Source organism: Actinoplanes sp. NPDC051388 (genome assembly GCF_055586225.1).
This window is the reverse complement of the sequence record NZ_JBVJIP010000025.1, coordinates 121,826-146,654: the sequence shown is the minus strand read 5'-3', so window position 1 is coordinate 146,654 and position 24,829 is coordinate 121,826. Positions and strand designations below refer to the sequence as shown.

Annotated in this window: 20 protein-coding genes; 15 read left to right on the top strand and 5 right to left on the bottom strand. The window is 68.4% G+C overall.

What is annotated here, in order from left to right:
* Positions 1 to 673 precede the first annotated feature (673 nt).
* The 3 genes from ACZ6TI_RS42825 (at position 674) to ACZ6TI_RS42815 (ending at position 2,880) form a co-directional block, all read left to right on the top strand.
* A complete protein-coding gene (locus ACZ6TI_RS42825) occupies positions 674 to 1,267 on the top strand; it encodes a VIT1/CCC1 transporter family protein (RefSeq protein ID WP_465351020.1) in 594 nt (197 codons plus the stop codon).
* 227 nt (positions 1,268 to 1,494) lie between these two features.
* Positions 1,495 to 2,220 (top strand): hypothetical protein, encoded by a 726-nt coding sequence (locus tag ACZ6TI_RS42820; RefSeq protein WP_465351019.1) that lies wholly within the window; start codon positions 1,495 to 1,497, stop codon positions 2,218 to 2,220.
* Positions 2,221 to 2,262: 42 nt separating this feature from the next.
* Positions 2,263 to 2,880, top strand: coding sequence for a DDE-type integrase/transposase/recombinase (locus tag ACZ6TI_RS42815; protein ID WP_465351018.1), 618 nt, complete (start codon positions 2,263 to 2,265; stop codon positions 2,878 to 2,880).
* On the opposite strand, the gene ACZ6TI_RS42810 is transcribed toward ACZ6TI_RS42815, so the two are convergent.
* The 3 genes from ACZ6TI_RS42810 to ACZ6TI_RS42800 all read right to left on the bottom strand — a co-directional run bounded on the left by ACZ6TI_RS42810 (position 2,799) and on the right by ACZ6TI_RS42800 (position 6,031).
* The gene (locus tag ACZ6TI_RS42810) at positions 2,799 to 4,085 is read right to left on the bottom strand and encodes a sugar ABC transporter permease (protein ID WP_465351017.1); all 1,287 of its coding nucleotides are present in this window, start codon (positions 4,083 to 4,085) and stop codon (positions 2,799 to 2,801) included. The two genes, ACZ6TI_RS42815 and ACZ6TI_RS42810, sit on opposite strands and share 82 nt — an antisense overlap.
* Complete coding sequence (locus ACZ6TI_RS42805) at positions 4,082 to 4,867, bottom strand: ATP-binding cassette domain-containing protein (protein WP_465351016.1); 786 nt, start codon at positions 4,865 to 4,867, stop codon at positions 4,082 to 4,084. Before ACZ6TI_RS42805 ends, ACZ6TI_RS42810 begins: the two co-directional genes overlap by 4 nt.
* Before the next feature lie 69 nt (positions 4,868 to 4,936).
* Positions 4,937 to 6,031, bottom strand: coding sequence for a sugar ABC transporter substrate-binding protein (locus tag ACZ6TI_RS42800; RefSeq protein WP_465351015.1), 1,095 nt, complete (start codon positions 6,029 to 6,031; stop codon positions 4,937 to 4,939).
* Positions 6,032 to 6,561: 530 nt separating this feature from the next.
* Between ACZ6TI_RS42800 and ACZ6TI_RS42795 the strand changes: the two genes are divergently transcribed.
* From ACZ6TI_RS42795 to ACZ6TI_RS42780, 4 genes are all read left to right on the top strand, one after another.
* The gene (locus ACZ6TI_RS42795; protein WP_465351014.1) at positions 6,562 to 7,587 is read left to right on the top strand and encodes an ABC-2 transporter permease; all 1,026 of its coding nucleotides are present in this window, start codon (positions 6,562 to 6,564) and stop codon (positions 7,585 to 7,587) included.
* A gap of 272 nt (positions 7,588 to 7,859) precedes the next feature.
* Complete coding sequence (locus ACZ6TI_RS42790; protein ID WP_465351013.1) at positions 7,860 to 8,507, top strand: HD domain-containing protein; 648 nt, start codon at positions 7,860 to 7,862, stop codon at positions 8,505 to 8,507.
* Between the two features lie 340 nt (positions 8,508 to 8,847).
* Positions 8,848 to 10,326 (top strand): catalase, encoded by a 1,479-nt coding sequence (locus ACZ6TI_RS42785; protein WP_465351012.1) that lies wholly within the window; start codon positions 8,848 to 8,850, stop codon positions 10,324 to 10,326.
* A 140-nt stretch (positions 10,327 to 10,466) separates the two neighbouring features.
* A complete protein-coding gene (locus ACZ6TI_RS42780; RefSeq protein ID WP_465351011.1) occupies positions 10,467 to 11,828 on the top strand; it encodes a glutamyl-tRNA reductase in 1,362 nt (453 codons plus the stop codon).
* Here ACZ6TI_RS42780 and ACZ6TI_RS42775 read toward each other — a convergent pair.
* Positions 11,783 to 12,838 (bottom strand): sulfite oxidase, encoded by a 1,056-nt coding sequence (locus ACZ6TI_RS42775; RefSeq protein ID WP_465351010.1) that lies wholly within the window; start codon positions 12,836 to 12,838, stop codon positions 11,783 to 11,785. The two genes, ACZ6TI_RS42780 and ACZ6TI_RS42775, sit on opposite strands and share 46 nt — an antisense overlap.
* A gap of 197 nt (positions 12,839 to 13,035) precedes the next feature.
* Here ACZ6TI_RS42775 and ACZ6TI_RS42770 point away from each other — a divergent pair, with 197 nt between their 5' ends.
* From ACZ6TI_RS42770 to ACZ6TI_RS42750, 5 genes are all read left to right on the top strand, one after another.
* Positions 13,036 to 14,508 (top strand): cytochrome ubiquinol oxidase subunit I, encoded by a 1,473-nt coding sequence (locus tag ACZ6TI_RS42770; protein WP_465351009.1) that lies wholly within the window; start codon positions 13,036 to 13,038, stop codon positions 14,506 to 14,508.
* The gene (locus tag ACZ6TI_RS42765) at positions 14,508 to 15,536 is read left to right on the top strand and encodes a cytochrome d ubiquinol oxidase subunit II (protein ID WP_465351008.1); all 1,029 of its coding nucleotides are present in this window, start codon (positions 14,508 to 14,510) and stop codon (positions 15,534 to 15,536) included. Before ACZ6TI_RS42770 ends, ACZ6TI_RS42765 begins: the two co-directional genes overlap by 1 nt.
* Positions 15,526 to 15,771 carry a hypothetical protein gene (locus ACZ6TI_RS42760; protein ID WP_465351007.1) on the top strand — a complete coding sequence of 82 codons (246 nt, stop codon included), beginning with the start codon at positions 15,526 to 15,528 and terminating at the stop codon, positions 15,769 to 15,771. Before ACZ6TI_RS42765 ends, ACZ6TI_RS42760 begins: the two co-directional genes overlap by 11 nt.
* Before the next feature lie 97 nt (positions 15,772 to 15,868).
* Positions 15,869 to 17,476, top strand: coding sequence for an ABC transporter ATP-binding protein/permease (locus ACZ6TI_RS42755; RefSeq protein WP_465351006.1), 1,608 nt, complete (start codon positions 15,869 to 15,871; stop codon positions 17,474 to 17,476).
* Complete coding sequence (locus ACZ6TI_RS42750; protein WP_465351005.1) at positions 17,473 to 19,053, top strand: ATP-binding cassette domain-containing protein; 1,581 nt, start codon at positions 17,473 to 17,475, stop codon at positions 19,051 to 19,053. Before ACZ6TI_RS42755 ends, ACZ6TI_RS42750 begins: the two co-directional genes overlap by 4 nt.
* Before the next feature lie 10 nt (positions 19,054 to 19,063).
* Here the strand turns inward: ACZ6TI_RS42750 and ACZ6TI_RS42745 are convergent, their stop codons facing one another.
* Positions 19,064 to 20,698 (bottom strand): ABC transporter substrate-binding protein, encoded by a 1,635-nt coding sequence (locus tag ACZ6TI_RS42745; RefSeq protein ID WP_465351004.1) that lies wholly within the window; start codon positions 20,696 to 20,698, stop codon positions 19,064 to 19,066.
* 77 nt (positions 20,699 to 20,775) lie between these two features.
* Here ACZ6TI_RS42745 and ACZ6TI_RS42740 point away from each other — a divergent pair, with 77 nt between their 5' ends.
* From ACZ6TI_RS42740 to hemC, 3 genes are all read left to right on the top strand, one after another.
* Positions 20,776 to 23,172 (top strand): PAS domain S-box protein, encoded by a 2,397-nt coding sequence (locus tag ACZ6TI_RS42740; RefSeq protein ID WP_465351003.1) that lies wholly within the window; start codon positions 20,776 to 20,778, stop codon positions 23,170 to 23,172.
* Between the two features lie 209 nt (positions 23,173 to 23,381).
* Entirely contained in the window at positions 23,382 to 23,708 is a 327-nt protein-coding gene (locus ACZ6TI_RS42735; RefSeq protein WP_465351002.1) for a hypothetical protein, read from the top strand.
* 65 nt (positions 23,709 to 23,773) lie between these two features.
* On the top strand, positions 23,774 to 24,820 hold the full coding sequence (gene hemC, locus ACZ6TI_RS42730) for a hydroxymethylbilane synthase (protein ID WP_465351001.1): 1,047 nt from the start codon (positions 23,774 to 23,776) through the stop codon (positions 24,818 to 24,820).
* The last annotated feature ends 9 nt before the right edge of the window (positions 24,821 to 24,829 follow it).

The following is a 24,829-nucleotide window of genomic DNA, read 5'->3' as shown; positions in this document are numbered from 1 at the left end:
ATACTCCGGAAGGGCGACCGCTACCTGCTCGTCGTGCGCAACACGAAGACCAAGCGGGCAATCGTCTCCTCGCTGGGCAGCGTCCACTGACCCGCCAGGTGCCGCTACCCCGGCGGGCGCGGCTCGCACGTTCAGGCATGCCAGATCCGTGCCCGGGCGCGGCTCGCACGTTCAGGCATGCCAGATCCGTGCCCGGGCGCGCGACGCTCAGCGATAGGGCACGTGAACCGTCGTCGCCGTCGACGGGCCTCGTGGTTGACAGGCCGCGGACAAGTCGTGCCACAGGGCTGAGCTCCCCCCGCTTTCGTGGAGCTTCGAGCGGTACAGGGCGGTCGAGGTCGCCGAGCCGTTGGAGACCAGCGCCGCCGCGGTCAACAGTGCGTTGCGACGCGCCCGTACCCAGCTCAGCCAGGTGGCGCCGGCGGAGGACGAGGTTTCCGAGCCTGCCGAGCCGGAGCGCCGCGCGCTGCCGCCGCGCGCTGCCGCTGCGCGCTGCGCTTGAGCAGGGCATTTGTGTTTGTCTCGTTGCTTGTCTCGGCGCGTCCCGTCTCACCTCGAGGATGTCCCTCCGGTGGCATCGGCGGCCTCGGCCGGAAGCAACCAGCCGCTGACGTAGTACCTGGACGTAGAGATCGCACGTAGCGGCGTTTCGCAGTGCAAATGCAGGTAGCCGGTGCGGACGGCCTGTGGCTGGCAGGTAGCACAGATCCATGCTGGCAGCGGCGACACGCAGGCCGCGATCGGCAACGCTGGACGTATGAGCGCACTCGATCTCCCCACCCGGTCTGAACAGCACGACAAACAATCCGTTCTGCTGCAACGCGTGCAGCCCGCGATGACCGGGCTGATCGACGGCTCGCTGTCAACGCTGGCGCCGATCTTCGCCGTCGCGCTGGCCACCCACCGCCCCCACATCGCGTTCTTCGCCGGGCTCGCGACCGCGATCGGCGCCGGCGTCAGCATGGCCTTCTCCGAAGGACTTTCCGACACCGGTGAGGAGACCGGCCGCGGCAACCCGTACGTGCGCGGCTCGATCACCGGGGCCGGAACCTTCCTCGGCGGCTTTTTCCACACCCTGCCGTTCCTGATCCCGCAGTACGGCACTGCACTCGCTGTCGCCATTGTCGTGATCGTGATCGAGCTCGTCACGCTCGCCTGGATCCGCTGGCGGTTCTTCAACACCGGCTTCCTGCGCTCCTTCGCCTCCATCACGCTCGGCGGCGCGATCATCGTCGCGATCAGCGCGGCGCTCGGCGCAGCCGGATAAGACCGAGCAGACGCAGCAGGACTGGACGATTGTTGCGCTGTTCCACCCCGCAGAGGCGGACTCCCTGACGCCGGCCTACGAAACGTCGTGCGGCGCGGCGGGAGCATACGGAATGACGTACCAGCGGCTGTCCGCTGCTCAAGCCCTCGCCCATGACCACCAGCGGCGGCAGCGACGCCCGCGCGGCAATGTCCCCGCAGACACGACCACCGGAAGGGGGTGCGTTGATGGCTATCAAGCGGGCCACAACGCGGCTACGAAGGATCACCAGTGAAGCGATCGCCGAAGCGACCGGACGTGACTTACGTGCCGACGCCATTGTGGATGGCAGTGGCGGTCCAGCCGGCAACGCCCGGCTCACCGCATGGACGGGCCTGCTGCTCCTGGCGCTGTTCGCCGCCGAGTTGGTCACCCTGATCGACATACGCCAAATGATCACCTGGCACCTCGCGATCGGCACCGTGCTGGTCCCGCCAGCACTTCTCAAGACCGCGAGCACCGGTTGGCGGATCCTTCGCTACTACACCGGCAGCCGCCCGTACCGCGACTCCGGTCCTCCACCGCTGATCTTGCGGGCACTCGGGCCGCTGGTGGTGCTCACCGCCATGGCGCTACTCGGTTCCGGCCTGGCGCTCGTCGTCGCGGGCCCTCGCACCGGGCAAGGGCCGCAGGTGGACATCCTGGGCCAGCGTATCGATGTCCTGACCATCCACCAGGCCGTCTTCGTCGCTTGGGCCGTCGTGACCGGACTCCACGTCCTGAGCCGGCTGGTTCCGGCGCTGAGGCTAACTGTTCGACCCGCAACGGGGGGTGGCGTACAGGGTGGCTTCCGCCGGGTCGCCATCCTGTTCGTGACAGCCGCCGCAGCAGTCCCCCTCGGCATCGTTGTCGTGCAGGCGGGCCATGCCTGGAGCACCCTGCCGGCGTACCCGTTCGGAGGCCCCGGTCACTAGCCGGCCCATGATAAAGGGGCCACGCGGTCGCACCGACGACGCATGTGCGCCCGTGCATGGGCCGGACCAGGGACACGCTCAACAAGAAGAGGACACGCGAATCCCGAACCTACAACGGTCACGAGCGCCGCCAGGTCACGGTCCTGGCCCAGATCGGGCAGGGCGAAGACGTGCCAGAGGGTTCCCCGGCAGGCCAGGTGTCCGTGCCTGCCGGAAGACGAACTCTTTCATTCGCATACCTCCACTGTTCAAAGCTTGATCGGTGAACGGCGTCTGGCGCTACGCAACGGCGCTGTCGATCAGCACGGCCAGGTCATCGACGTGCTGCTGTCGGCCAGACGGGACGCCGCGGCGGCGCGCCGGTTCTTCACCAGGACTCTGCGCACGCTGAAGGTGATCCCAACAAAGGTGGTCACCGACGCCGCCCCGGTTTACCCAGCCGTTGTTGATGAGCTGCTGCCCTCGGCGTGGCACCACGTCGAGCAGTACGCGGACAACCCGATCGAAGCCGATCACAGTCAACCCAGGAATCTTCGTCGTGAACGATGCGTTGCGGCGACCGGTGAAGGCCGGCTTGCTCAACCGGTTCGGCCGCGGCGGACGACTGCGTCGAAGCCGGCGGCGAGCAGTAGCACCGCGCCGGTGACGACATATTCATAGCCGGCCGAGTTCGCTCCTTGAATGAGATCGCTCATGCCGTTGATGATCACCGCGACGACCAGTCCGCCTAGCACGGCGTCGATGATGCGGCCATGTCCGCCGAACAGCGAGGTGCCTCCGATGACGGCCGCGCCGACGGCCAGCAGCAGTGTGTTGCCGGCGCCGGCGTTGGACTGCACCGACTGCAGCAAAGATGCGGCGACCAGTCCGGAGACGGCAGCCATGCCGGAGCAGATGACGAACACCGAGATTCGGATGCGGGACACGACGATGCCCGCGCGCCGGGACGCCTCGTCGTTTCCGCCGACGGCGTACACGTGCCGGCCGTACTGCGTCCGGCTCAGGACGAAGTGCCACACCGCGAACAGGATCACGAGCAGGACGACGACCCAGGGCATGCCCTGCGCCTTGTTGCTCAGGAACGCGTTGGTGGTCACGTTCCGGTTGATGCCCATCTCGTAGGTGAACGCCGCACCGAGCGCTGCCAATGCGCCGACCTTGGCCACGATCACCGTGAACGGTGTATGCGACAGCCCTGCCCGGCGGCGTCCGAGCGCGTCGTTCACCTTGATTGCGGCGTACCCGGCCACGAACAACACCAGGAGCGTCCACCCCAGCCATCTCGGCACGAAGCTGTTCTCCAGCTTGATCAGCGGCGAATCGTCGGGCAGGATCACCGAGCCTTGGCCGCCGATGAGGATCAGCGTGACGCCCTGGAAGGCCAGGAACGTGGCCAGCGTGATGACGAACGACGGAATGCCCACCCGAGCGCGCAGCCAGCCCATGCCGAGACCGATGACGACGCCGGCGATCAGGCTCAGCACGAGCGCGAGCCACCAGGACGCTCCGTGCCGCAGCATCGATACGGCCATGATCGCCGAGCAAAGGCCGCCCGTGGTGCCGGCGGAGAGATCTATCTCGCCGAGCAGTAGCACGAAGACCAGGCCCATTGCCATGACGATGATCGGTGCGGCCTGGATGACCAGCGCCTCGAGGTTGTATGCGCTCAGGAAGCCCTGGTGCACCGCGGCGAAGACGACGGTGATGCTGACGAGACCGACCAGGGCGGGAATGGAGCCCAACTCGCCGCCGCGAACGCGGGCGACGTAGCCCCTGGTGTAGGCGCTCAGCGCGGCCAGTCCCTCGACCTGCTTCCGGCCGTCGAACTCGTCCTGCTCGATGATCTCGTCGGTCTGCGCGCTCATACGGCCGCTCCGGATGACTCGGCCGGAGACAATCCCAGCGCTCCCGAACGACCCGTGGTGATCAGCTCGACCACCCTTGTCTGGGTCACGTCCGTTCGTCTGACCTGTGCGGCCATCCGACCCAGGAAGAGCACTCCGATCGAGTCGGCGACCTTCATGACGTCGTTCATGTTGTGCGACACGAGGATCACGGCCACATTTTGGCCGGCGAGCCGGCGAATCAGATCGAGGACCTGTTCGGTCTGCGCTACGCCGAGTGCGGCCGTCGGCTCGTCCAAGATGACGACCTTCGACTTCCAGAGCAGCGACTTGGCGATCGCCACGGTCTGGCGCTGGCCGCCGGACAGGCTCGCCACGAGTTGCCGTACCGATCGGACCGTCCGCACCGACAGTGACGCCAGTGCCTGCCGGGCCAGGTTCTCCATCGCGTTCTCGTCGAGCGTGCGGAGGCGGGTGATCTCCTCGCGGCCGAGGAACATGTTCTCGACGATATCGAGGTTGTCGCAGAGCGCAAGATCCTGATAGACGACCTCGACCCCGAGCGACGCGGCCTCGCGCGGACCGTGGACGGTCCGGCGCGATCCGTCGAAGATCAATTCTCCGGCGTCGAGGCGATGGATGCCGGCGATGCATTTCACCAGTGTCGTCTTGCCGGCGCCGTTGTCGCCGACGAGGGCGGTCACTTCCCCGGCAGTCGCGGTGAAGTTCACGGACGACAACACGTGGACCGGGCCGAACGACTTGTCGACGCCACGCAGCTCCAGCGTGGGAATGGTGTCCATGATGTATCACCTGATTTCATGAGCGTGAGGTTGGCGTCGGCGCGACCCCAACCCCACGGATCGATACGGTCAAGATGCCTTGATGCCGTTGGCCGTGCACAGCTTCACCATGGACACGGTCGGGCAGACCGCGGTGTAGGTGAGGTAGCCGTCGGTCACCGGCAGAGCGACGTTCGCCTTGGTGATGACGGTCGGGTCTGCCAGGTACGAGGGCACCTCCCGGCCCGTCGTCGGATCCTTGGTCGTCGCCGGCGCCGTGGGTTTCTGGCCCGCGAGGATCTGGCCGGCCAGCTTGATCGCGACGTCGGCCTCGCCGGCCACCGGCTTGTAGACGGTGAAGCACTGGCTGCCGGCCATGACGTTGTCCAGGCCGCCGACGGTCGCGTCCTGGCCCGAGACGGCCACCTTGCCGGCCAGGCTCTGCGCCTTCAGCACGTTGATGACCGACTGCGCCATGGTGTCGTTGGCGACCATCACCGCGTTGATGTCGGGGTGCTGACCGAGCATCGTCGTGAACAGGGTCTGCGCGGTGGCGGCGTCCCAGTTCCCGCTCTGGTCGGCGAGCAGGTTCCAGCCGGGCTGCTTGGACAGCACGGAGTTGTAGCCCTGGGCGAACTGGGTGGCGTTGTTGTCGGTCGCCGCCCCGTCGATCTCCACGTAGTTGACCGCGCTCTTGCCCACCACCTGTGAGCACTGGGTCAGCGCGGTGCCCTGGTCCGCGCCGACCTTCACGTTGTCGTACGAGACGTAGTAGGAAGCGCTGCCGCCGGCGGTCAGGCGGTCGTAGTCGATGGTGACGACGTTGTGCTGCTGGGCGAGCGACTCGATGGCCTTGCCGGAGCCCGAATCCAGATTCACCACCAACAGCACACCGACGCCTGCGTTGATCATCGCCTGTGCCTGCGATTGCTGGGTCGTCGCGCTGCCGTTGGCGTTGTCGACATAGCAAGTGAGCTTGTAGACGGCGCACTGCTTGCTGAGTTCGTTCGGGTCGGCCGAGACCCAGCGCGGCGACGACGCCGTATCCGGCAACAAGATGCCCACCTTCGTGTTAGCGGGCGCGGCGCCGCCCGAGGAACTGCTGTTGTCGCCGCAGGCCGCCGCCCCGGCCATCAACGCGGCGGCTCCCGTCATCGCCACCGCCATGCGGAGTGTTGTGCGCATCGGTGCGTCCTTCCTCATCGCTGCAGGGGACAACGCGCGCGTCAGAGATTCGCCCGCACGCCAGTCGTCATTTCTCGCTCGCGGCGGGCCGCGCACCGGTCGTGCCGCGTGGGCTCCCGATGTCAGGTCCTGGGAGTTCGTTGTTCTGGCCAAGCATGTGACGCGGCCGGCCGCACGTCGTCGCAGCAGGCGTCCATCTCGACTACCGGCTGACGGGAAGCGAGCGATGCCCGGTAGCACTACCGGGTCGCCGGCTCCGATCAGCGCGCGCTGACCCCGCCCTGGCCGAGCCGACGGGCCGGCACTGAGTCGCGCAGTGAGCAGGCCGGCCCAGCACGTCCCGAGGCTGCCCACTCCCGCTAGCCGGTAGGCGGATTGGCGGCTCGCCGTGACGACAGGGCGGCCGCCATGGGCGATCGTGGTCCCACGACGGATGCGAGAACGAAGCTGGATTCCAGCGCAGTGCCCGACCGGAGCGCAGCATTTGTCGCCCAGCACCCACCGGCCCTTCTGCGGAGGACCCGATGCAAGTGACGAAACAGCCGACGGCGACGACACTGCGCACAGCGTCGGGCGTCCGCCGCTTTCCAGGCATACGCGGGCATCATTGGTCCCCGACGGAGCGGGCCGTCGTCATCGCCATCGTGGCGATCGTCATGGGCTCAATCTTCGTGACGTCGTATTCCCTTGCGCTTGGCGACCCGGTTCCGCGTCGCATCGACGCCGCGGTCGTGGGGGACCCGGCAAGGTACGCGGGCACGGTGGACGCGGTGGAGAGCGTCGCGCACGACGCCCTCGTCTTCCGCCGGTACGACTCAGTGTCGGCCGCCCTGCAGGCCATCGATGATCAGGACGTCTACGCGGCGCTCGATCTGACGTCGACGAAGCCGAGGTTGTATGTGGCCAGCGCGGCGGGAGCGTCGGTCGCGCGAGTGTTGGAGGGGGTGTCCACCATCGATCCGACGGTTCATGTCATCGACTCGCACCCGCTCGGGGAGGCCGATCCGAACGGCACAGAGATCTTTTACCTGCTCGTCGTCGCGACCATCGTCGGCTTCATCACGGTCTTCCAGGTCCGCGCGAACGCGGGCAATCTGTCCCTGCGCCGCTGGGCGGTCTTGGTCGTCGCCCTGGCGGTCGTCGCGTCGTTCGTCTTCACGCTTATAGACGGACCGCTGTTGCATCGGCTCGATCTGCCGGTACTGCAGGGGTGGGGCATCCTCGCGCTTCATCTCATGGCGGTCGCGTCCTTCACCTCGCTCATGGTTGTGCTGGTCGGCCGCTGGGCGATCGTGCCCAGCTTCCTGTTCTTCGTCGTGCTGGGCAACAGCGCCTCCGGCGGCGCCGTCGCGACACCGCTGCTTCCCGCTCCGTTTGCCTTCGTCTCGCAGTGGCTGCCTTCAGGCGCCACAGTGACGGCGCTACGCGAAGCGGTCTACTTCCCGGCCTATCAGCACGCCCGTCCGATTGTCGTCCTCGCCACATGGGCGACGGTGCTCTTCGCCGGGATGCTTCTGGTGTCGAACCGCCTCGGCCGGAGTCCAGGAGTTGCCTGACCTCCGGACGGCCGCGACACGAGCCTGCTCATCCAGGTCTGCACCCGCGGCCTCGCGGTCGCCAGCGTTAGCGTGCTCGAACTGAGCCTCGTACTCGGACGACACGTAGCTCAGTGGTGCCGCTGAGGACGGTGCTTCGTCCCCGGACCCCCGCTATCCGGTAGTCGGGTTTGCCCGCCAGCCGGGCAGACCGCGCGCGGCCGTTGCGCGATCGTGAAACGGACGGCACAGCACACGCGTGCCGCGCTGTTCCCGGACAAGAGGAGACACCGATGTCGGCCAACACGTTCACCGCCGCCGGGATGACGGTCCCCGATACGAAGCTGGCCCGTGAAGCAACCGAGTTGGTGCGCGAGTCCACGACCGACCTGGTCTACCACCACTCCCGGCGGGTCTTCTGGTTCGGCAGCCTGCTGGGCCGAAACCGAGGGCTCAGTCTCGACCCCGAACTGCTCTACGTCGGGGCGATGTTCCACGACCTCGGGCTGAACGAGCAGTTCCGCGGCAGCGGCCGTCGCTTCGAGGTGGACAGCGCCGATGAGGCCCGCCGCTTCTTGCAGGGACACGGCATGCCGGAGGACAGCATCCGCCGGGTGTGGACGGCCATCGCCCTGCACACCACGCCCGGCGTCCCCGAGTTCATGGAACCCGAGGTCGCGCTGGTCACCGCGGGTGTGGAGTACGACGTGCTCGGCATCGGATACCACGACATCAGCGACGCCGACCGGGCCGAGATCGTCGCACTGCACCCGCGGCCGGACTTCAAGCGCAGCATCCTGCATGCGTTCGCCGAGGGCATCGCACCTAAGCCGGAGACGACGTTCGGTAACGTCAAGGCTGACGTCCTGGAGCGATTCGTCCCTGGCTACCGGCGTGCCAACTTCGTGGACATCATCGAGACCTCGGATTGGTCTGATTAGCCAGATGTCCTGCGCATGAGCCCGAAGGGCCTGGGCGGTCGCGGCGTCGTCTGGCCAGTCTGCCCGAGCGTTCCGGCGTGACGGCCCGCTGACCGGCTCAACCCAGGCGTCGCCGCGCTGCCCGTCGGGACATCCCGTGCTCTGCACCCTCCGAGTCTTGCCGCGTGCGGTTCTCAGCGGCATCGACGCCATCGACCAAGTCGTCTTGGTGCTGGCCACAGGTCGCGGATTCCGGTTGGCAGGTAGCCGAAATGGGCGCCAACCGTGACGACTAACCCGCCCTCGTGGCCAAGGGTGGAAGTGATCCCACCGGCCCACGCACGTACCAGGAGGTACACCCGTGACCAACACCCAGCCGAAACCGGCGACAACTGACGCCGGCATCCCGGTTGCGAGTACCGAGCACTCGCTCACCGTCGGGCCCGACGGTCCGATCGTGCTCAACGACTTCTATCTCGTCGAGCAGATGGCCAACTTCAACCGCGAGCGCATCCCGGAGCGGCAGCCGCATGCCAAAGGGGGTGGCGCGTTCGGGCACTTCGAGGTGACCGGCGACGTCAGCGCGTACACCAGGGCCGCGGTGTTCCGGCCGGGCACCAGAACCGACACGGTGATTCGGTTTTCCACCGTGGCGGGCGAGCGGGGCAGCCCCGACACGTGGCGCGACCCGCGTGGTTTCGCGCTGCGCTTCTACACCTCCGAAGGCAACCTCGACATCGTCGGCAACGACACCCCGGTCTTCTTCATCCGCGACGGCATCAAGTTCCAGAACTTCATCCGCTCGCAGAAGCGCCGGCTGGCGAGCAACCTGCGCGACAACGACATGCAATGGGACTTCTGGACCCTCTCGCCGGAGTCTGCCCACATGGTGACGTGGCTGATGGGTGACCGGGGCATCCCGAAGGACTGGCGCCACATGAACGGGTACAGCAGCCATACCTACAGCTGGATCAACGCCGCCGGCGAGATCGTCTGGGTCAAGTACCACTTCATCTGCGATCAAGGCGTCGAGTATCTGACCCAGGCCGAGGCGGACGATCTCGCCGGCCGGGACGGCGACTACCACCAGCGCGACTTGTACACCGCGCTCGAGCGCGGCGAGTACCCGAGCTGGACGCTCAAGGTGCAGATCATGCCGTACCAAGACGCCAAGACGTACCGATACAACCCGTTCGACCTGACCAAGGTGTGGCCGCACGCCGACTACCCGCTCCAGGAGGTGGGCAAGCTCACGCTCGACCGCAACGTCAGCGACCACCATGCCGAGACCGAGCAGGCCGCCTTCGCGCCGAGCAACCAGGTGCCCGGCACGGGTCTGTCACCGGACAAGATGCTGCTCGCCCGCGGGTTCTCCTACACCGACGCGCACCGCGCCCGCCTCGGCGTGAATTACAAGCAGATTCCCGTCAACGCGCCGAGGGCCGAGGTGAACAGCTACTCCAAGGACGGTGTGATGCGGATGCGCAACGCCTCCGAACCGGTGTACACGCCGAACTCCTATGGCGGTCCGGTTGCTGACCCGAGTCGTGCCGCCGAGGTTCACTGGGAGGCCGACGGTGACATGGTTCGCACGGCGTACACCCTGCGCCCGGACGATGACGATTGGGGCCAGGCCGGCACCCTGGTCCGGGACGTGCTGGATGACGCTGCCCGCGACCGCCTGGTGAGCAACATCGTCGGTCACCTGCTCAACGGCGTCAGTGAGAAGGTCCTGACTCGCGCGTTCGAATACTGGCACAACGTCGATGCGGAGCTGGGTGACCTCGTCGAGAAGGGTGTTCGCGCCGGCCAGGCCGGAAGAGACCCGCGGGAAGCGTAGACGCGGCTCGGCGGGCGGCGACGTGTAGCCGGAGACCCGTGGTCAGAAATGGCGGGCTCGTCCGCCAGGCCCGGCAATCCCATGGTTGCCGGGCTCTCCCGCGCACCGGAAAGGACGTCATGCCTGGTACGGAGGTTGGGATGAACCTGCTCGTAGCTGGACTGTCACATCGCTCGGCACCCATCGGCGTTCTCGAGCGGGCCGCCGCTGGCCCCGGCGATCTCCCCAGGCTGATGCACGAGCTGCTCAGCAGCGAGAACATCACCGAGGTGATGCTGCTGTCCACCTGCAACCGAATCGAGGTCTACGCCGTGGTGAAGGGCTTCCACGGCGGTCTGGCCGAGGTGTCCGCGGTGCTCGCCCGGCAGGCCGGCCGGTCGGTCGACGACCTGGCCGACCACCTCTTCGTGCAATACGGCGGATCGGCCGTCGAGCACCTGTTCCGGGTGGCGGCCGGGCTGGAGTCGCTGGTGGTCGGTGAGGCGCAGATCCTCGGGCAGGTCCGGGACGCCTACGCGAAAGCCGGTGCGGCCGGTGCGGTCGGGCCCGTGCTTCATGAGCTGGCCCAGCAGGCGTTGCGGGCCGGCAAACGGGTGCACAGCGAGACAGGTATCGACGACGCAGGTCCTTCCGTGGTGTCCGAGGCGCTCGCCGAGGGGGCCGCCGCCCTCGGTGGCCTGCGCGGGCGGCACGCGCTGATCGTGGGCGCCGGTTCGCTGGCCGCCCGGGCGGCCAGTCAGCTGCGCCGCTACGGAGTCAGCGAGATCGTCGTCGCCAACCGGACGCCGGCCAAGGCCGGTCGGCTGGCCGGGGACGCGGCGGCTGCGGGCACGTCCGCCCGTGCCGTCGGACTCCACGCGGTGGCGGCCGAGCTGGCGACTGCCGACATCGTGATCGCCTGCACCGGCGCGGCCGAACCGGTGGTGACCGCGCCGATGGTCGCCACCGTTGCCGGTCCGCTGGTGATCTGCGACCTGTCGCTGCCCCGCGTCGTCGAGCCCGCGGTGCGCGGGCTACCCGGCGTCACTCTCATCGATCTTGACGGGCTGGCCCACCGACTGCACGGATCGGCGAGCGGCATCGGCGTCGGAGCGGCACACACGCTCGTCGCCGAGGAGGTGCGCCGATACCTCGCCACTCAACGCTCGGCCGAGGTGACCCCGACGGTGACCGCGCTGCGCCGACGCGGAGCGGAGGTGGTCCGCGCCGAGCTGCTCCGGCTCGATGCGCGGCTTCCGGAGTTGCCCGATGAGATTCGCGCGGAGCTCGCGCGCACCGTTCACCGGGCGGTGGACAAGTTGCTGCATGCCCCGACCGTCCGGGTCAAGCAGCTGGCGGAAGGGCCGGCGGGGGGCGCCTACGCCGAGGCGCTCCGTGAACTGTTCGCCTTGGGTCCCCTCGCCGCCGCCGAGCTCGCCACTCCACGAACCGAGCGCTCCGGCCCTCGACCCGCCGGTCAGCGGACGTCGACGCGGATGCGGGCCCAGGAGTTGTTGACGTAGCCCCGGGGATTCCACAGGTGGGTGGGGAACTCCGGCTGCGTGCTGCCGGTGTCGTCCCACGCCCGCACGGTGATCTCCTCGGCCCGGGTGGGAAGGTCCACGGTGGTGTGCCACTGTTGCCACGCCTGCGGGCCGGGCGGGGCGTCGACCGCAGCCTGGATCCAGGTCTGCCCGGCGTCCGCCGAGACGTCGACGCGGACGACGGTCCGGCCTTCCCCGGCGATGGCGTAGCCGGTGACGGCCGTCGGACCGGCGGCCAGACAGGCGCCGTCGTCCGGAGTGAGGATCTCGGCGTTCAGGGCCACCGGCCCAAGAGAGATGCCCTGGCCGGGTCGTGCGGGATCGGCCTGCGGTGGCAGCAGCCGGTAGTCCACCGCCTGGAAATAGTTGTCCGACGGCAGGGACTGCGCTGTGACGCGTCCCACCCATTTGACGCTACGGGCACCGATGTAGCCGGGCACCACGACACGCACCGGCCCACCGTGCACCGCGGGCAGCGGCCCGCCGTTCATCGACCAGGCGAGCAGCACCTCACCGGAGAGGGCTTTCGGCAACGGGATGGAGCCTCCGTAGGGCTGGGGCGGATGCACGCGTTCGACGACGTCCACGGAGACGAATGCGATGTGCGCCGTGCCGGCGCGTAATCCGGCTGCGGCCAGAACGTCGGCCAGGCTCACGCCGGTCCATTCGGCCGTCGAGATGGCGCCCGGCCCCCAAGGCGTCTCACCGGGGAGAGCCTTGACAGCGATCAACCCGGCGCGCCGGTTGCCCGCACACGCGAGCGTGGCCACCTCCGTACTGATTCGGAATCGCTTCTGCAGAGCGGCGAGCGAGAGATCCAGCTCCCTGTCGACCAGACCATCTACACGGAGCCGCCAGGTCATCGGGTCGATGTCCGGGATATGTCCGTGGTTGCGGCTGTAGAAGGCCTCGATCGGCGTCACCGGCAGGCCGGCCAGAGCGTTCCGCGGTGGCTCGGCGTTGTACGGATCCTTCTCACGAACCACCATGTCATTCCGCTTGCCCCACATGTCCGGCCCCTCTCGCTCGCTTCCGCGGCACCAGGATCGCCCGGTCCGGCGGCTGTGTCGCCGTGGCTAGCGGCCGATTCGCCTACCGGCTAGCGGGAATTGCCGGACTGGAGCTACCGGCAGTCGGGTACGGCGGCTGGCGGCGATGCCGGTCGGCTTCCGCATTGAGAGGCTCGTTGACGATCGACTCGACGAGGCCGAGAACAGGCGTAAACCATCATCACGTGCAATTCCAGGAGGCAATGTTGAGCCTGCTCGATCTTTCACGATGGCAGTTCGCCATCACGGTGATGTTTCATATGACCTTCCCGGCGATCACCGTCGGGTTGTCGATCCTCTTGTGCGCCCTCTACGGGATGCACTGGAAGACCGGAAAACCGGTATATCTGCAGATGTTTCGTTTCTGGCGGCGGATCTTCGCGGTGGGTTTCGCGATCGGGGTGGTAGCCGGCATCGTGATCACGTTCGAGATGGGGCTGAACTGGGGCGTCTACGCCGCTCAGACCGGGCCGATCATCGCCCCGATCATCGGGATGGAGGTCGTCACCGCGTTCTTCGTGGAGGCCGGATTTATCGGCATCCTCCTCTACGGCGACGGCCGGGTCAGGCATGCCACGATGTTCGCCGCCACCGTGGCCGTCGCGATCGGAACGATCATGTCGTCGAGTTGGATCATCGCCGCCAACTCGTGGATGCAGACGCCGGCGGGCTACGCCGTACAGAACGGGCGATTCGTGCCCACCGACTGGGTGGACACCATCTTCAACCCGTCGTTCGTGTGGCGGTGGCCGCACATGGTGGTCGCGGTGCTGATCTCCGCCGCCTTCTTCGTCGCCGGCATCGGCGCCTATTACCTGGTCAAAAGACGAGCGCTGCCATTTGCCCGCCGCTCGGTGTCCATTGCGCTCGGCGTCGCGGCGATGTTGCTCCCGGTCCAGGTGTTTCTCGGCGACAGCGTCGCCAATCACGAGTTCCCGCTCCAGGCATCCAAGGCGGCGGCGGTCGAGGGCAACTGGAACAGCGAGAACACGGGCTGGGTGGTCTTCGCGATCCCCGACCAGCAGGCCCGGCGAAACATCGCGGAAGTCTCCATACCCTGCTTGGGTAGTGCGTTCTATCGGGATCTGAGCTGCACGACCGCGACACCCGGTCAAGACTTGATCGCCGAGGCGGACCGGCCCTTGATGGCGCCGGTCTTCTGGGGATTCCGGATCATGTACTTCGGGGCTGTCCTGATGTTCGGGACGGTTTTCTACGCGACGATCCTGCGTTTCCGGCGCAAGCTGTGGACGTCGCCGCGGTTTCACCGATTCCTGCTGTGGACGACTCCCCTGGGGATTCTCGCCGTCCTGGGCGGATGGGTGACGGCGGAGACGGGCCGCCAGCCGTGGGTGGTGTTCGGCCGGCTCCGGACGTCTGCCGCGGTTTCGCAGCTGGCGCCGGGCGAGGTTCTGTTCTCGGTTGTGGGCTTCTCGCTGCTCTATCTGGTGATGCTGGTTGCGTACCTCGCCTACATCGTGCGCGCGATGCGCATCGGACCCGAGCGTGATCACCCCGGCCAGGCCGACCGGAGGCCACAAGCAGCCACCGATCTGGTCGCGGTGGCCGATGTCGGCGGGTCCGGACCGGCAAGCAGGGAGACGAGCTGATGGCTGCTGCGTGGTTCTTCCTCATTCTGCTGTGCCTGTCGATGTACGTCGTGCTCGACGGCTATGACATCGGGATCGGCATCGCCACGCTGATCGAGCGTGACAGGCAGCGTCGGCACGACATGTTGGAACTGGTGGCCCAGGCCTGGGACGCGAACGAGACCTGGCTCGTTCTGGCGGCGGTGGGCCTCTGGGCCGGCTTCCCGCTGGCCTTCGGCGCGATGCTGCCGCACACCTATCTGGCGTTGATCGTCATGCTCCTCTCGTTGATCGTCCGCGGGATCAGCGTGGAGATGGCGTCTCAGTCGCCGCCGGCGCCGGGATGGGAGAGGGCATTCGGAATCACCTCGCTCGTTGTCGCATTGGCACAGGGACTCGTGCTGGCCAGCCTGACCGAGAACCTCGCCGTGGTGAACGGTGCGTACTCCGGCTCGGCCTTCGGGTCCATCGGTTGGTTCTCCGTGCCGGCCGCGGCAACCGTCGCGTGCGGCTACCTGGCGCTGGGCTACGCCTACACCAAATGGAAGACGACCGGGGACCTGAGGGCGCATGCCGGACGCCGCGGCACGGTGACCGTGGCACTCGCGGGGATCCTCGCCGCGGTGTGTCTCGTCGCGGTCAACAGCACAGCCGCCCCGCTGAACCTGCACAGTCCGGCGCGCGCGATCGCCTTCGCCGGACTGTTGCTGTTCGCCGTGACCGGAATGGTGATGGCCCTGGCGACGCTGCGGCCCGCCGCGCCCAACGACGCGCTGCCCACCGCTGGGCTCACGACCGCCACCGTCGCTCTGATCATCGCCATCGTGGTGGCACGCTACCCGGTTCTGGTTCCGCCCGCGCTCACACTGGACGACACGGTCTCGCCGCCCAACACGATGGCGTTTCTCGCGGTCGGGATCGGTCTCACCGTGCCGCTGCTGTTCTTCTACAACTGGTTCGCCCATCGCGCTTTCCGGGGCAAGCTCATCAGCGGCCCCGAGGTCCGCGACATGTCTGATGTGAGGGAGGAGTCACCCTATGACCGCTGAACCCCAACCGGTGCGGCGAGCGCTGCGGACGGTGCGGCGATCTCTCATCCGTACGCTGCTGACCGTGGCCGGCGTCATAGGGGGCCTGATCTGCATGTTCGTCTGCCAGGACGTGTTCGCCGGCTATCCCCGGTACCACACCTACGTGCTCAGCATCATCGCCATGATTCTCATCGCCCTGACCGGGGGCGTTGCGTGGATCATCGACGAACGCAGAATCGATGATGACAGCTGACCAGCGCGACCTCGGCCGGTCGGAGGTACCGCGCAGGTGGCTGGACGCCGCCGCGGCGCCGGGTCGCACCCCGTTGCGGCTTTCCGCGATGTGCCGGGTGCTGGAGACGGTGTTCACGGTCGTCCAATGGGCGGCGCTGGCCTGGATCGCGCAAGGTTTGCTCGCTCGCCGGGCGCAACCCGGCTGGCTCGAGCTGGGTGTCCTGTTCGCCGGCGGACTTCTCGCCGGTGGGGTGGCCTGGATTGCGGCACGGTTCCAGGCCGCGGGTCGACGGCGGATCGCCCACGCCGTTCGGCGACGTCTCGTGGCCGGCCTGTTGCCCGCGCACCCGCGGCGCGGCGAACCGGACGCCGCGGCGGCGGCCCTGGCGAGCATCGAGTTGACCGATGATGTCGCCGACTACCACGCCTCGACCCTTCCCCAGCGCTGGTCCGCTCCGGTGTCAATGGCGATCGTCTTCCTGGTCACCGCGGCGGTGCAATGGCCGGCCGCCGTGATCCTGCTTCTCGCGAGCCTCCTTGTCCCACTGAACATGCGCCTCGCCGGCCTGTTCGCCAAGGAGGGGGCGGACGAGCGCGTCTCGGCCGGCAACCGACTCGCTGCTGTCGTCCTCGACAGCTTCCGCGGCATGCGCACACTGCAGAGCATCGGAGCGCTGGAACGCCGACGGGACGAACTCGCCGATGCCGCCGGACGCCTGAACGCCACCACCATGGCCGTCGTACGGCGAACCTTCCTCTCCGGGTCGGTGATGGACGTGGTCATCACCTTCTCCATCGCCGTCAATGCCACCTACATCGGACTGTCGCTCCTCGGCTACGCCCGGTTGGGCGCGGCCCCTACGATGACACTCTTCAGTGGCCTCCTCGTTCTCCTGCTCTGTCCGATGTACTTCCAGCCACTGCGTGCGATGGCCGCCTCGTATCACGCCGAGCAGAGGGCACTGTCCGCCGTCCCGCCGATCACGGCGTTGCTCGCCGAGACGGAGGCTGAGCCGGACGTCGGCGAGCGCGCGACACCGCCACCCGCCGGACCCGTCGCGGTCGTCCTCGACAGGATCACCTATCGCTTTCCCGATTCGCATCAACCGGTCCTCGACCGGATGGTCATAACGGTGCGGCCGGGCCGCTGGACAGCAATCGTCGGGCCCTCAGGGGCGGGGAAAACGACCCTGCTTTCGCTCATCGCCGGCGTGCGCCGGCCGACCACCGGAACCGTACGGTGGGTGACCCCTGCCGGTGCGTCGCCGGCACGTCTGGGTGGCTGTGCCTGGATCGGCCAGCACACGGTCCTTCTCCCCGCATCCATCGGAGACAACATTCGTATCGGGCGACCGGCCGCCGGCAAATCCGAAGTAGAGCAGGCGGTGGACGCGGCCGGACTGGCCGGCGTCATCGCAGGTCTTCCTCACGGACTGGACACCCTGGTGGGGGAGGGTGGCTCGGGTCTCTCGACCGGCGAGGCCCGTCGCATCGCCATCGCCCGTGCTTTCCTGAGCGACGCCGGGCTCTGGATTCTCGATGAGCCGACGGCTCACCTCGATCCGGACGCCGAAGCGAAAGTGATCGACGCGATGCAGAACGCGACGCGAGGGCGGACGGTCATCGTTGCCACGCACTCGGCCGCCCTCGCCCGTTCCGCCGACAAGGTGCTCAGCATTGTCGACGGCGTCATCCACCCCGGACGGGAAGTGATTCCGGCATGAATCAGAACGTGCGACCGCGCGACCGGGATCGACCGAGCCGTTACGCCCTGGTGTCCGCCGTCGGGTTGGCTCTCGCCGTTCTCGCCGAGAGCTGCACGGTCGGGCTGGTGGGCCTGTCGGGATGGTTCATCGCCAGCTCGGCCGTCGCGGGAGCCGGCGCGTACAGCGCATTCTCCTACCTCGCCCCGAGCGGAGGAGTGCGGGCCTTCGCCGTGGGCCGCATCGCGACGAACTATTCCAGCCGGGTTGTTCTGCACGCTGCGGCGCTGCGCCGGATCAGCGCCGCCCGACTCGGGTTCTACGACCGCGCTGCTGCTGAACCCCGTACGCACGGAGCCTGGTCGGGACAGTCCCTGGATCGCGCCATGGCCGACGCCGACACCACGGGTATGGCACTTATCCGAGCCACCGCGCCGATGACCGTGGCGGCGGCGATGGTGGTTGGTGGTTGCCTCGCGATGACGCTCGCGGGCTGCCCCCTCGGGGCGGTGGTTCTGGCCGTCGCGGCTGCGGCGTGCGCCATGCTCGCGATCTGCACGGCGCGTCGGACGGATGACGGGAGCCGTGCTCGCAGCGCTCTGCGAATCGAGCTGGTCACCGCGGTGGGCGCCTGGACCGAGATGGCGTCGCTGGGCGCGGCGGACAAACTCGCGGATCGCGCCTTGCGCTGCCTATCGGCATTCGAGGACCGTCGATTTCGCTACGCGCTGAGGACCGCGGGTGCGCTGGGCGCCGCTCGGATGGTGAGCTCCGCGGCGTTGTTGCTCACTCTCGGACTCGCCGCGAATCGTGGTGCCACCGTCGCCACGCTGGTCTTCCTTGCTCTCCTCGCCGCTGGTGTGCTGACCAATATGGAACGGCTCGTCGCCGCAGCCGGCGCGTGGGCCCTTGGCCGCCAGGCCGACAAGCGTCTCGCGTCGTTGGATGGCGACGAGATCCGCGGACCCGGACCGGCCCCCGTCGTGCAGGCGAATTACGACGGCCGCGGCCTGACCGTGGCCGACTACTGGTTGCCGGGCACCGCCACCCGGGACGGACGCCGGGTCGCATTCGCGGTCCCCGCCGGCCGGACGCTGATCGTGACCGGCGCATCCGGAAGCGGCAAGACCACGCTCCTGCGCGCAATCGCGACAGCGCTGCGACGGCCGGTCGACCGGCCCGGGCAAGGGGTGGTGACCGCTGTGCTGGCGGATGACTACCTCTTCACCGGAACAGTGTCCACCAACGTGCGTCTCGCCCATCCCACGGCAAGCGACGGCGACGTCAGAGACCTGCTCACCAGCATGTCGCTGGACCGCGGCGGACTCGGCCCGAGCAGCAGGATCGGCGTCGAAGGCCGCAATCTGTCGGGCGGCGAGCAACGCCGTCTCCACGTCGCGCGTGCCCTCGCCACGGAGCCCGACGTGCTGCTCGTCGACGAACCCACGACGAGCCTCGACGCCGGCACGGCCCGCCACGTCCTCATGGCGATACGTCGCAGACTGCCACAGACGGCGCTCGTGCTGGCCATGCATGAGGCGCCGGCAGACCTGGGCAACCTCGGCTTCGCCTGGTCGACGGTGTCGCTGGATCAGTGACGTTCGGTGATCAACTGGAATAGCCTACTTTGGACCAGTCGACTGCCTCGCCGGCGTACCAGTTGATCCCGGTCACCTCGCGACGCGTGCTCACCTGGAAGCCGGGCTGGGCGATCCAGAGCCAGGGGGCGTCGTTCGCGACGATTTCCACGCACCGCTTGTGCTCCTGGACCCGGTGGCCCCACGTGAGTTGGGGCCGCCCCGCATCGGCCAGGCAGGCGTCGGCGCCGGCGCTCCGATACCTGCTCCAGTTGTTGGAGCTGCCGGACTGGTAGAAGACCCCCAGGGCATAGGCCGGGTCCGGCGAATCAGCCCCGAAGCTCTGGAAGAACATCGGCCGCTCGCCGCGGAAGAGCGCGTCCGTGTACGTCGACGCTGGGATCGCCTCGAGGTCGAGCGTCACGCCGACCTCGGCAAAGGCGCTCCGCAGTTGTGCGCCCACAGGCTCTCCGAACGGCTCCGCGGTGCTGTACGCGAGCGTGGTCCTGAACCCGTTCGGGTGGCCGGCCTCGCGCAGCAGCTCGCGGGCACGTTCCGGGTCGTAGTTGAACGGGCTCTGGTTCGGGTCGAATCCGGCGGCGTGGTCCGAGAGGGGGCCGTGCGCCGGCCCGGCGAAGCCGAGGTACACCTTCTCGATGAGCTGCTCATACGGCGTCGCGTACGACAGAGCTCGCCGGACGCGGACGTCGTCGAGCGGCGGGTACTTCACATTCATCGGGCACGAGTGGATCACGTAACCTTGAAAATTCCACAGGCGCAGCTCATCGCGTTCCCGCACCCGTTGCATGTCTGCGGGCAGCAGGTACTGCGCGACCTGCGCTTCTCCGCTCGTCAGCATGGCGAGCCTGGTGGACGACTCGGTCGCCTGCCGGAACGTTATCTGGTCGAGCACGGGCGGGAAGGGATGCTCCTTGTGGGCCTGCCACACGACCTGCCGGCCGGGGCTGAGCTCGACCATCCGGTATGGACCGAAGCCGACGTCATGATTCTTCATCCAGTCCTTCGCCCAGGGATCGGCGGCGGTGGCATGGCTTCGGGCCAGCTTGGAGTCGACGATCGCCCGCCAGAACTCGCTCATCGTGAGCAGCAGGTCCGGCCCGGGCTCCGCCAACTCGATGCGGACCGTGTGCCGGTCCAGCACGGTCACGTCCTCCGGCCGCTCGATCTTGGCCAGCTCGTTGTAGAAGCTCGTGATGCCGTGAAGCGCGAAGCTCCGGTCGAACGTCCACTTCACGTCTGCGGCGGTGAACTCGTTCCCCGCATGACTCGGCCAGCCCTTGCGCAGCGAGAAGGTGTAGGTCCGCCCCCCGTTGGTGACCTCCCAACCCTCGGCCATGCGCGGCTCGGTGATCTCCTCGAAGTTTCCGGCTTGCCATGCAAGGTCGAACCCGCCCGGCTCGTCGGGCGCCGGGACCTGCTTCCAGCTGGTCAGACGATCGTTCAAGTTGAAGACGTGGTCGTACACCTCTTTGCCGAAAACGAGCTCCCAGTCGAGGCTCGGCGGGGTGGTCGCGGCCGCGACCACCAGTTGGTCAGCGCGTCGCGCGCTCTGGCCGCAGCCGGTGAACGATGCTGTGACCGGCGCCGCCAAGATCCCCGCCGCGGCGGACCTCAGGAGCGACCGACGGGACAGCCCGTTCGTCATCAGGCGACGCTAGCCCACCTCGTCCGGCGTTCCAAACTGTCCTTTCCCCCGTGCGAACCACGGGGCAGACTGGTCCGATGGCTCCGAGGGGTTGGCGTATCCCGCCGCGGCGCATCGCACCGGTCGCGCTGGCCCTGGGGCTGACCCTTGCCGGTTTCGCGGCGGCCGGCCTGCTCGGCGAGCGCGACGCGCGACGCGAGTCCGAGCACCGGGCCGAGGTTGCGGCCGCCCAGATCCAGGGACGTGTGGTGGACGCGGCGTCCCTCACCGCGAGTCTCGGGCGCTACATCGCGAGCGTGGGCGAGGCCGGTGTCACCAACGAGGACTTCGCCGGCAACGCGTCGAGATGGCTCAGCCCGGCGGGCTTTCCCGCCGCCGGGTGGGTGGAGGAGGTCCGGGCGGCGGACCGCGCGGCGTACGAGCAACGGCGCGGCCATCCCATCGTGACGCGTGACCAGCGCCGCAGGATCGTGGCAGCCGGATCGCGGTCATCCTATCTGCCGGCGTCGCTCGTCTCGGGGATCGCACCGATCACCGTGCAAGGACTTGATCTCGGCGGTGATCCCGGGATCTCCGGGGCGCTCCTTCGTGCGCGCGCGCTTCATCAGCCGAGCGCCACACCGTTGGTGACCCTCCCAGACGGGACGAATGGTCTCTTTCTGGTCAGCTTGGCTCAGCGTGGGGGAGTCGTCGAACCGGGGTTCGCGGTGGTCTTCGTGCCGGGCGAGTCGCTGCGTGCCGCGGCTGCGGACACGGACACCGTGCGGCTGTCCGTCGACGGAGCTGCGACCGGAGGTCCTCAGGGTGGATCGCACGTCCGCAAGTCGTTCACCGAGGCGGGACAGCGATTCGACGTCGTCGTGCCGTTGAAGTCGGCCGACGGCGCCGCGACGGCGCTGCCGTGGATCGTCCTCGCCGCCGGGCTCGTCCTGGCCACCCTCGCGGCGGCGCTCAGCGTGAGCGGGGCCCGGCGAGCCCGGGCGCAGGAGGAGCTCGATCGCATCTTCATGCTCTCCTCCGACCTGATCACGGTCGCCAACCTCCACGGCTATTTCACGCGCGTCAATCCCGCCATCAGGCGGATTCTCGGCTACACCGAGGACGAGTTCCTCGCCCGGCCATACCTCGAATTCGTTCACCCGGACGATCGCGAGCGGACGGCGGCGGAGGCGGCCGCGGTCGGTCAGGGCGAGGCGAGGCGATCGTTCGAGAATCGATACCTGCGCAAGGACGGCTCGGTCCGGGTGCTCGAGTGGACATCCACGCCTTTCGTCGAAGACAGAGTCACGTACGGAGTGGCGCGCGACGTGACGGATCGTCACCTGGCGGAGGCGGAGCTGGCCCGTCTCGCGGGGGAGCAGGCGGCCCTGAGGCGGGTCGCGACGCTGGTCGCACGCGTGCTCCCGCCGGAGGAGATGTTCGCGGCGGTCACCGCGGAGGTGGGTCGGCTGCTCGGCGCGCACCTCGCTGGAATGGCCCGTTACGACAGCGATGACACGCTGACTGTGCTGGCCGCCTGGGCCGACGAAGGCGATCACCCCCTGGTCCCCGGTCCGTGGCCGCTGGAAGGGGGCGATCTGGCGTCGGCGATCTGGAAGACGGGCCGGCCGGTCCGGATCGACGACTACCACGGCGTTCCCGGGCACATCGCCGCGTTTGTTCGAGACGAGCTGGGGATCCGCGCCTCGGTGGGCAGCCCTATCGTCGTGGAGGGACGGTTGTGGGGCACCCTGTACGTCCACTCGACGCAAGTGCACCAGCCACTCCCTCCGGACACCGAATCGCGTCTTACGGGCTTCACCGAACTGGTGGCGACGGCGATCGCGAACGCGCACAGCCGCGCCGAGCTGGTGGCCTCGCGGGCGAGGATCGTCGCGGCTGCTGATGAGACCCGCCGGCGGATCGAGCGTGATCTGCATGATGGCATCCAGCAGCGGCTGGTCTCGCTCGGGCTGGAGGTGCGCGCGGCGCAGCCGACGGTGCCACCGCAGCTCGGTGAGGTCCAGGGGGTCTTGTCCCGCGTGGCCGGGGAACTGGCGAGCGTGTTCGACGAGCTGCGGGAGATCTCCCACGGCATTCACCCGGCCATCCTGTCCGAGGGGGGCCTGGGCCCGGCGCTTCGTGCCCTGCGCCGGCGTTCGGCAGTGCCGGTCGAGCTCGACCTGCACGTCGAGCGGCGGCTGCCGGAGCCGGTCGAGGTTGCGGTGTATTACGTGGTGTCCGAAGGCTTGACGAACGCCGCCAAGCACGCGCATGCGTCTGTCGTGACCGTCGAGCTCGATACCCGCGACGCGATCCTGAGGTTGGTGATCCACGACGACGGGATCGGCGGAGCCGATGCCGCCCACGGATCCGGTCTGGTCGGGCTCAGCGACCGGATCGAGGCGCTCGGCGGCACGCTCGAGATGACCAGCCCCGCCGACAAGGGGACCACGCTGCTGATCGAGATTCCGCTGGAAGAACAGAGCTGGTAGCGAGCCGCACGGTGTGCAGGGGCGGCCCGATCGAGGCCGCGTAGGGAGCGGCAGCGGTCGCCCGTCGTGCTGACGGGAGTCCGCCGACTGCTGCTGGCCGGTAGTCGAGTTGGGGGTTGGCCGCGCAGACGTAATCGGATCCGGCGACGAAGCTGAACGGCAAGCGGCACCACCCCGTACGCCGCACAGTAGGAAGCGAGGGAAGAACGATGGTGGAACTTCGGGTTACGAAGACGTTGCTTCCCGAACGTGAGTGGCCTACCACATTCGAGACGATCCGGGCCGAGGCGCTGTTCGCGTCGACCCTGCAGTCCTCCGGGCCGGCGTCGCCCGACCTGGTCCGGCGCGCCGTCGCGATGACGCTGACGCGGCTCGGAGTCCGTGGCTGTGCCGCACAGATGGCCTGCGAGTTCGGCGACCATCCGGACACCGCGGTCGCCAGGATGAGCTGGGCGCTGGCGACGATCCGCAGCGTGTATCCGACGATGCCGGCCGCCCCGACGCCCGACCCGCGACCACTCGCCTTCGCGAGCTGATCGTCGGGACGCGGGCCGAGCCGCGGCCGCGCCCCTCTTCGACCTCAGTGCGGGTGGGTGACGACATGACCGAATTCACCGCGCGGGCGATCGTCCCGGCGAGCCGTCCTGTGCGAATGGGAACCCGGGGGAGCCCGCTCGCACTGGCCCAGGCAGGCTGGGTGGCCCGGCAGCTGGGCGAACAGTGCGGCCGGTCGGCCGTCTTGGTGCCGATCGCGACGCCGGGCGATGACTCGGCCGCTCCGATCGAGCGGCTCGGGACGACCGGGGTGTTCACCAGCACGCTGCGCGAGGCGTTACTGCGCGGCCATGTCGACGCGGTCGTGCACTCCTGCAAGGACCTGCCCACCGCGCCGGTACCGGGACTGCGGGTGGCGGCGTACCCGGCTCGGGCGGATCCGCGCGACGCGCTGATCTGGCCGGGCGGGACCAGCATCGACGAGTTGCCGGACGGGGCACGCATCGGCACCGGGTCACCCCGCCGGGCCGCACTGCTGCGCGCCGCCGGACGTCATCTGCAGATCGTGCCGCTGCGGGGCAACGTCGGCACCCGGCTCCGCAAAATCGCCAACGGCGACGTCGACGCTGTGGTCCTGGCGATGGCCGGGCTGTCGCGGCTGGGCCTGCTCGACGTGGTCGCCTCGCCCCTCGACCCGTCGCTGCTCATGCCCGCCCCGGCGCAGGGGGTGCTGGCCGTCGAGTGCCGCACCGACGACCAGGCGACGACGGCCCAGCTCAGCGGCCTCGACCATGCACCCACCCGGGCTGTGGCCACCACCGAACGCGGCTTCCTGGCCGCGCTCGAAGCCGGCTGCAGCGCGCCGGTCGGCGCCTTGGCCGAACTGATCCTCCGGCCTGGTGCCGAACCGTCGGTGCGCCTGTCCGGAGTCATCGCCGCACCGGACGGCTCATCCGTGGTCCGCGCGCAGGCAACCGATGCCGGCGGCGACGCGCTCGGCCGCCGGCTCGCTCACCAGGTCCTCCGGGACGGCGGCGCTGAGTTGTTGAACCGGACGCCGGACTTGGTCGCCAGAACACAGCCACCAAGGGAGCAGGACATGACAAGGCAGGCGTTCCTCGATCCGGTCCAGACGGGATGGGTCGTTCGGTGACGGCCCACC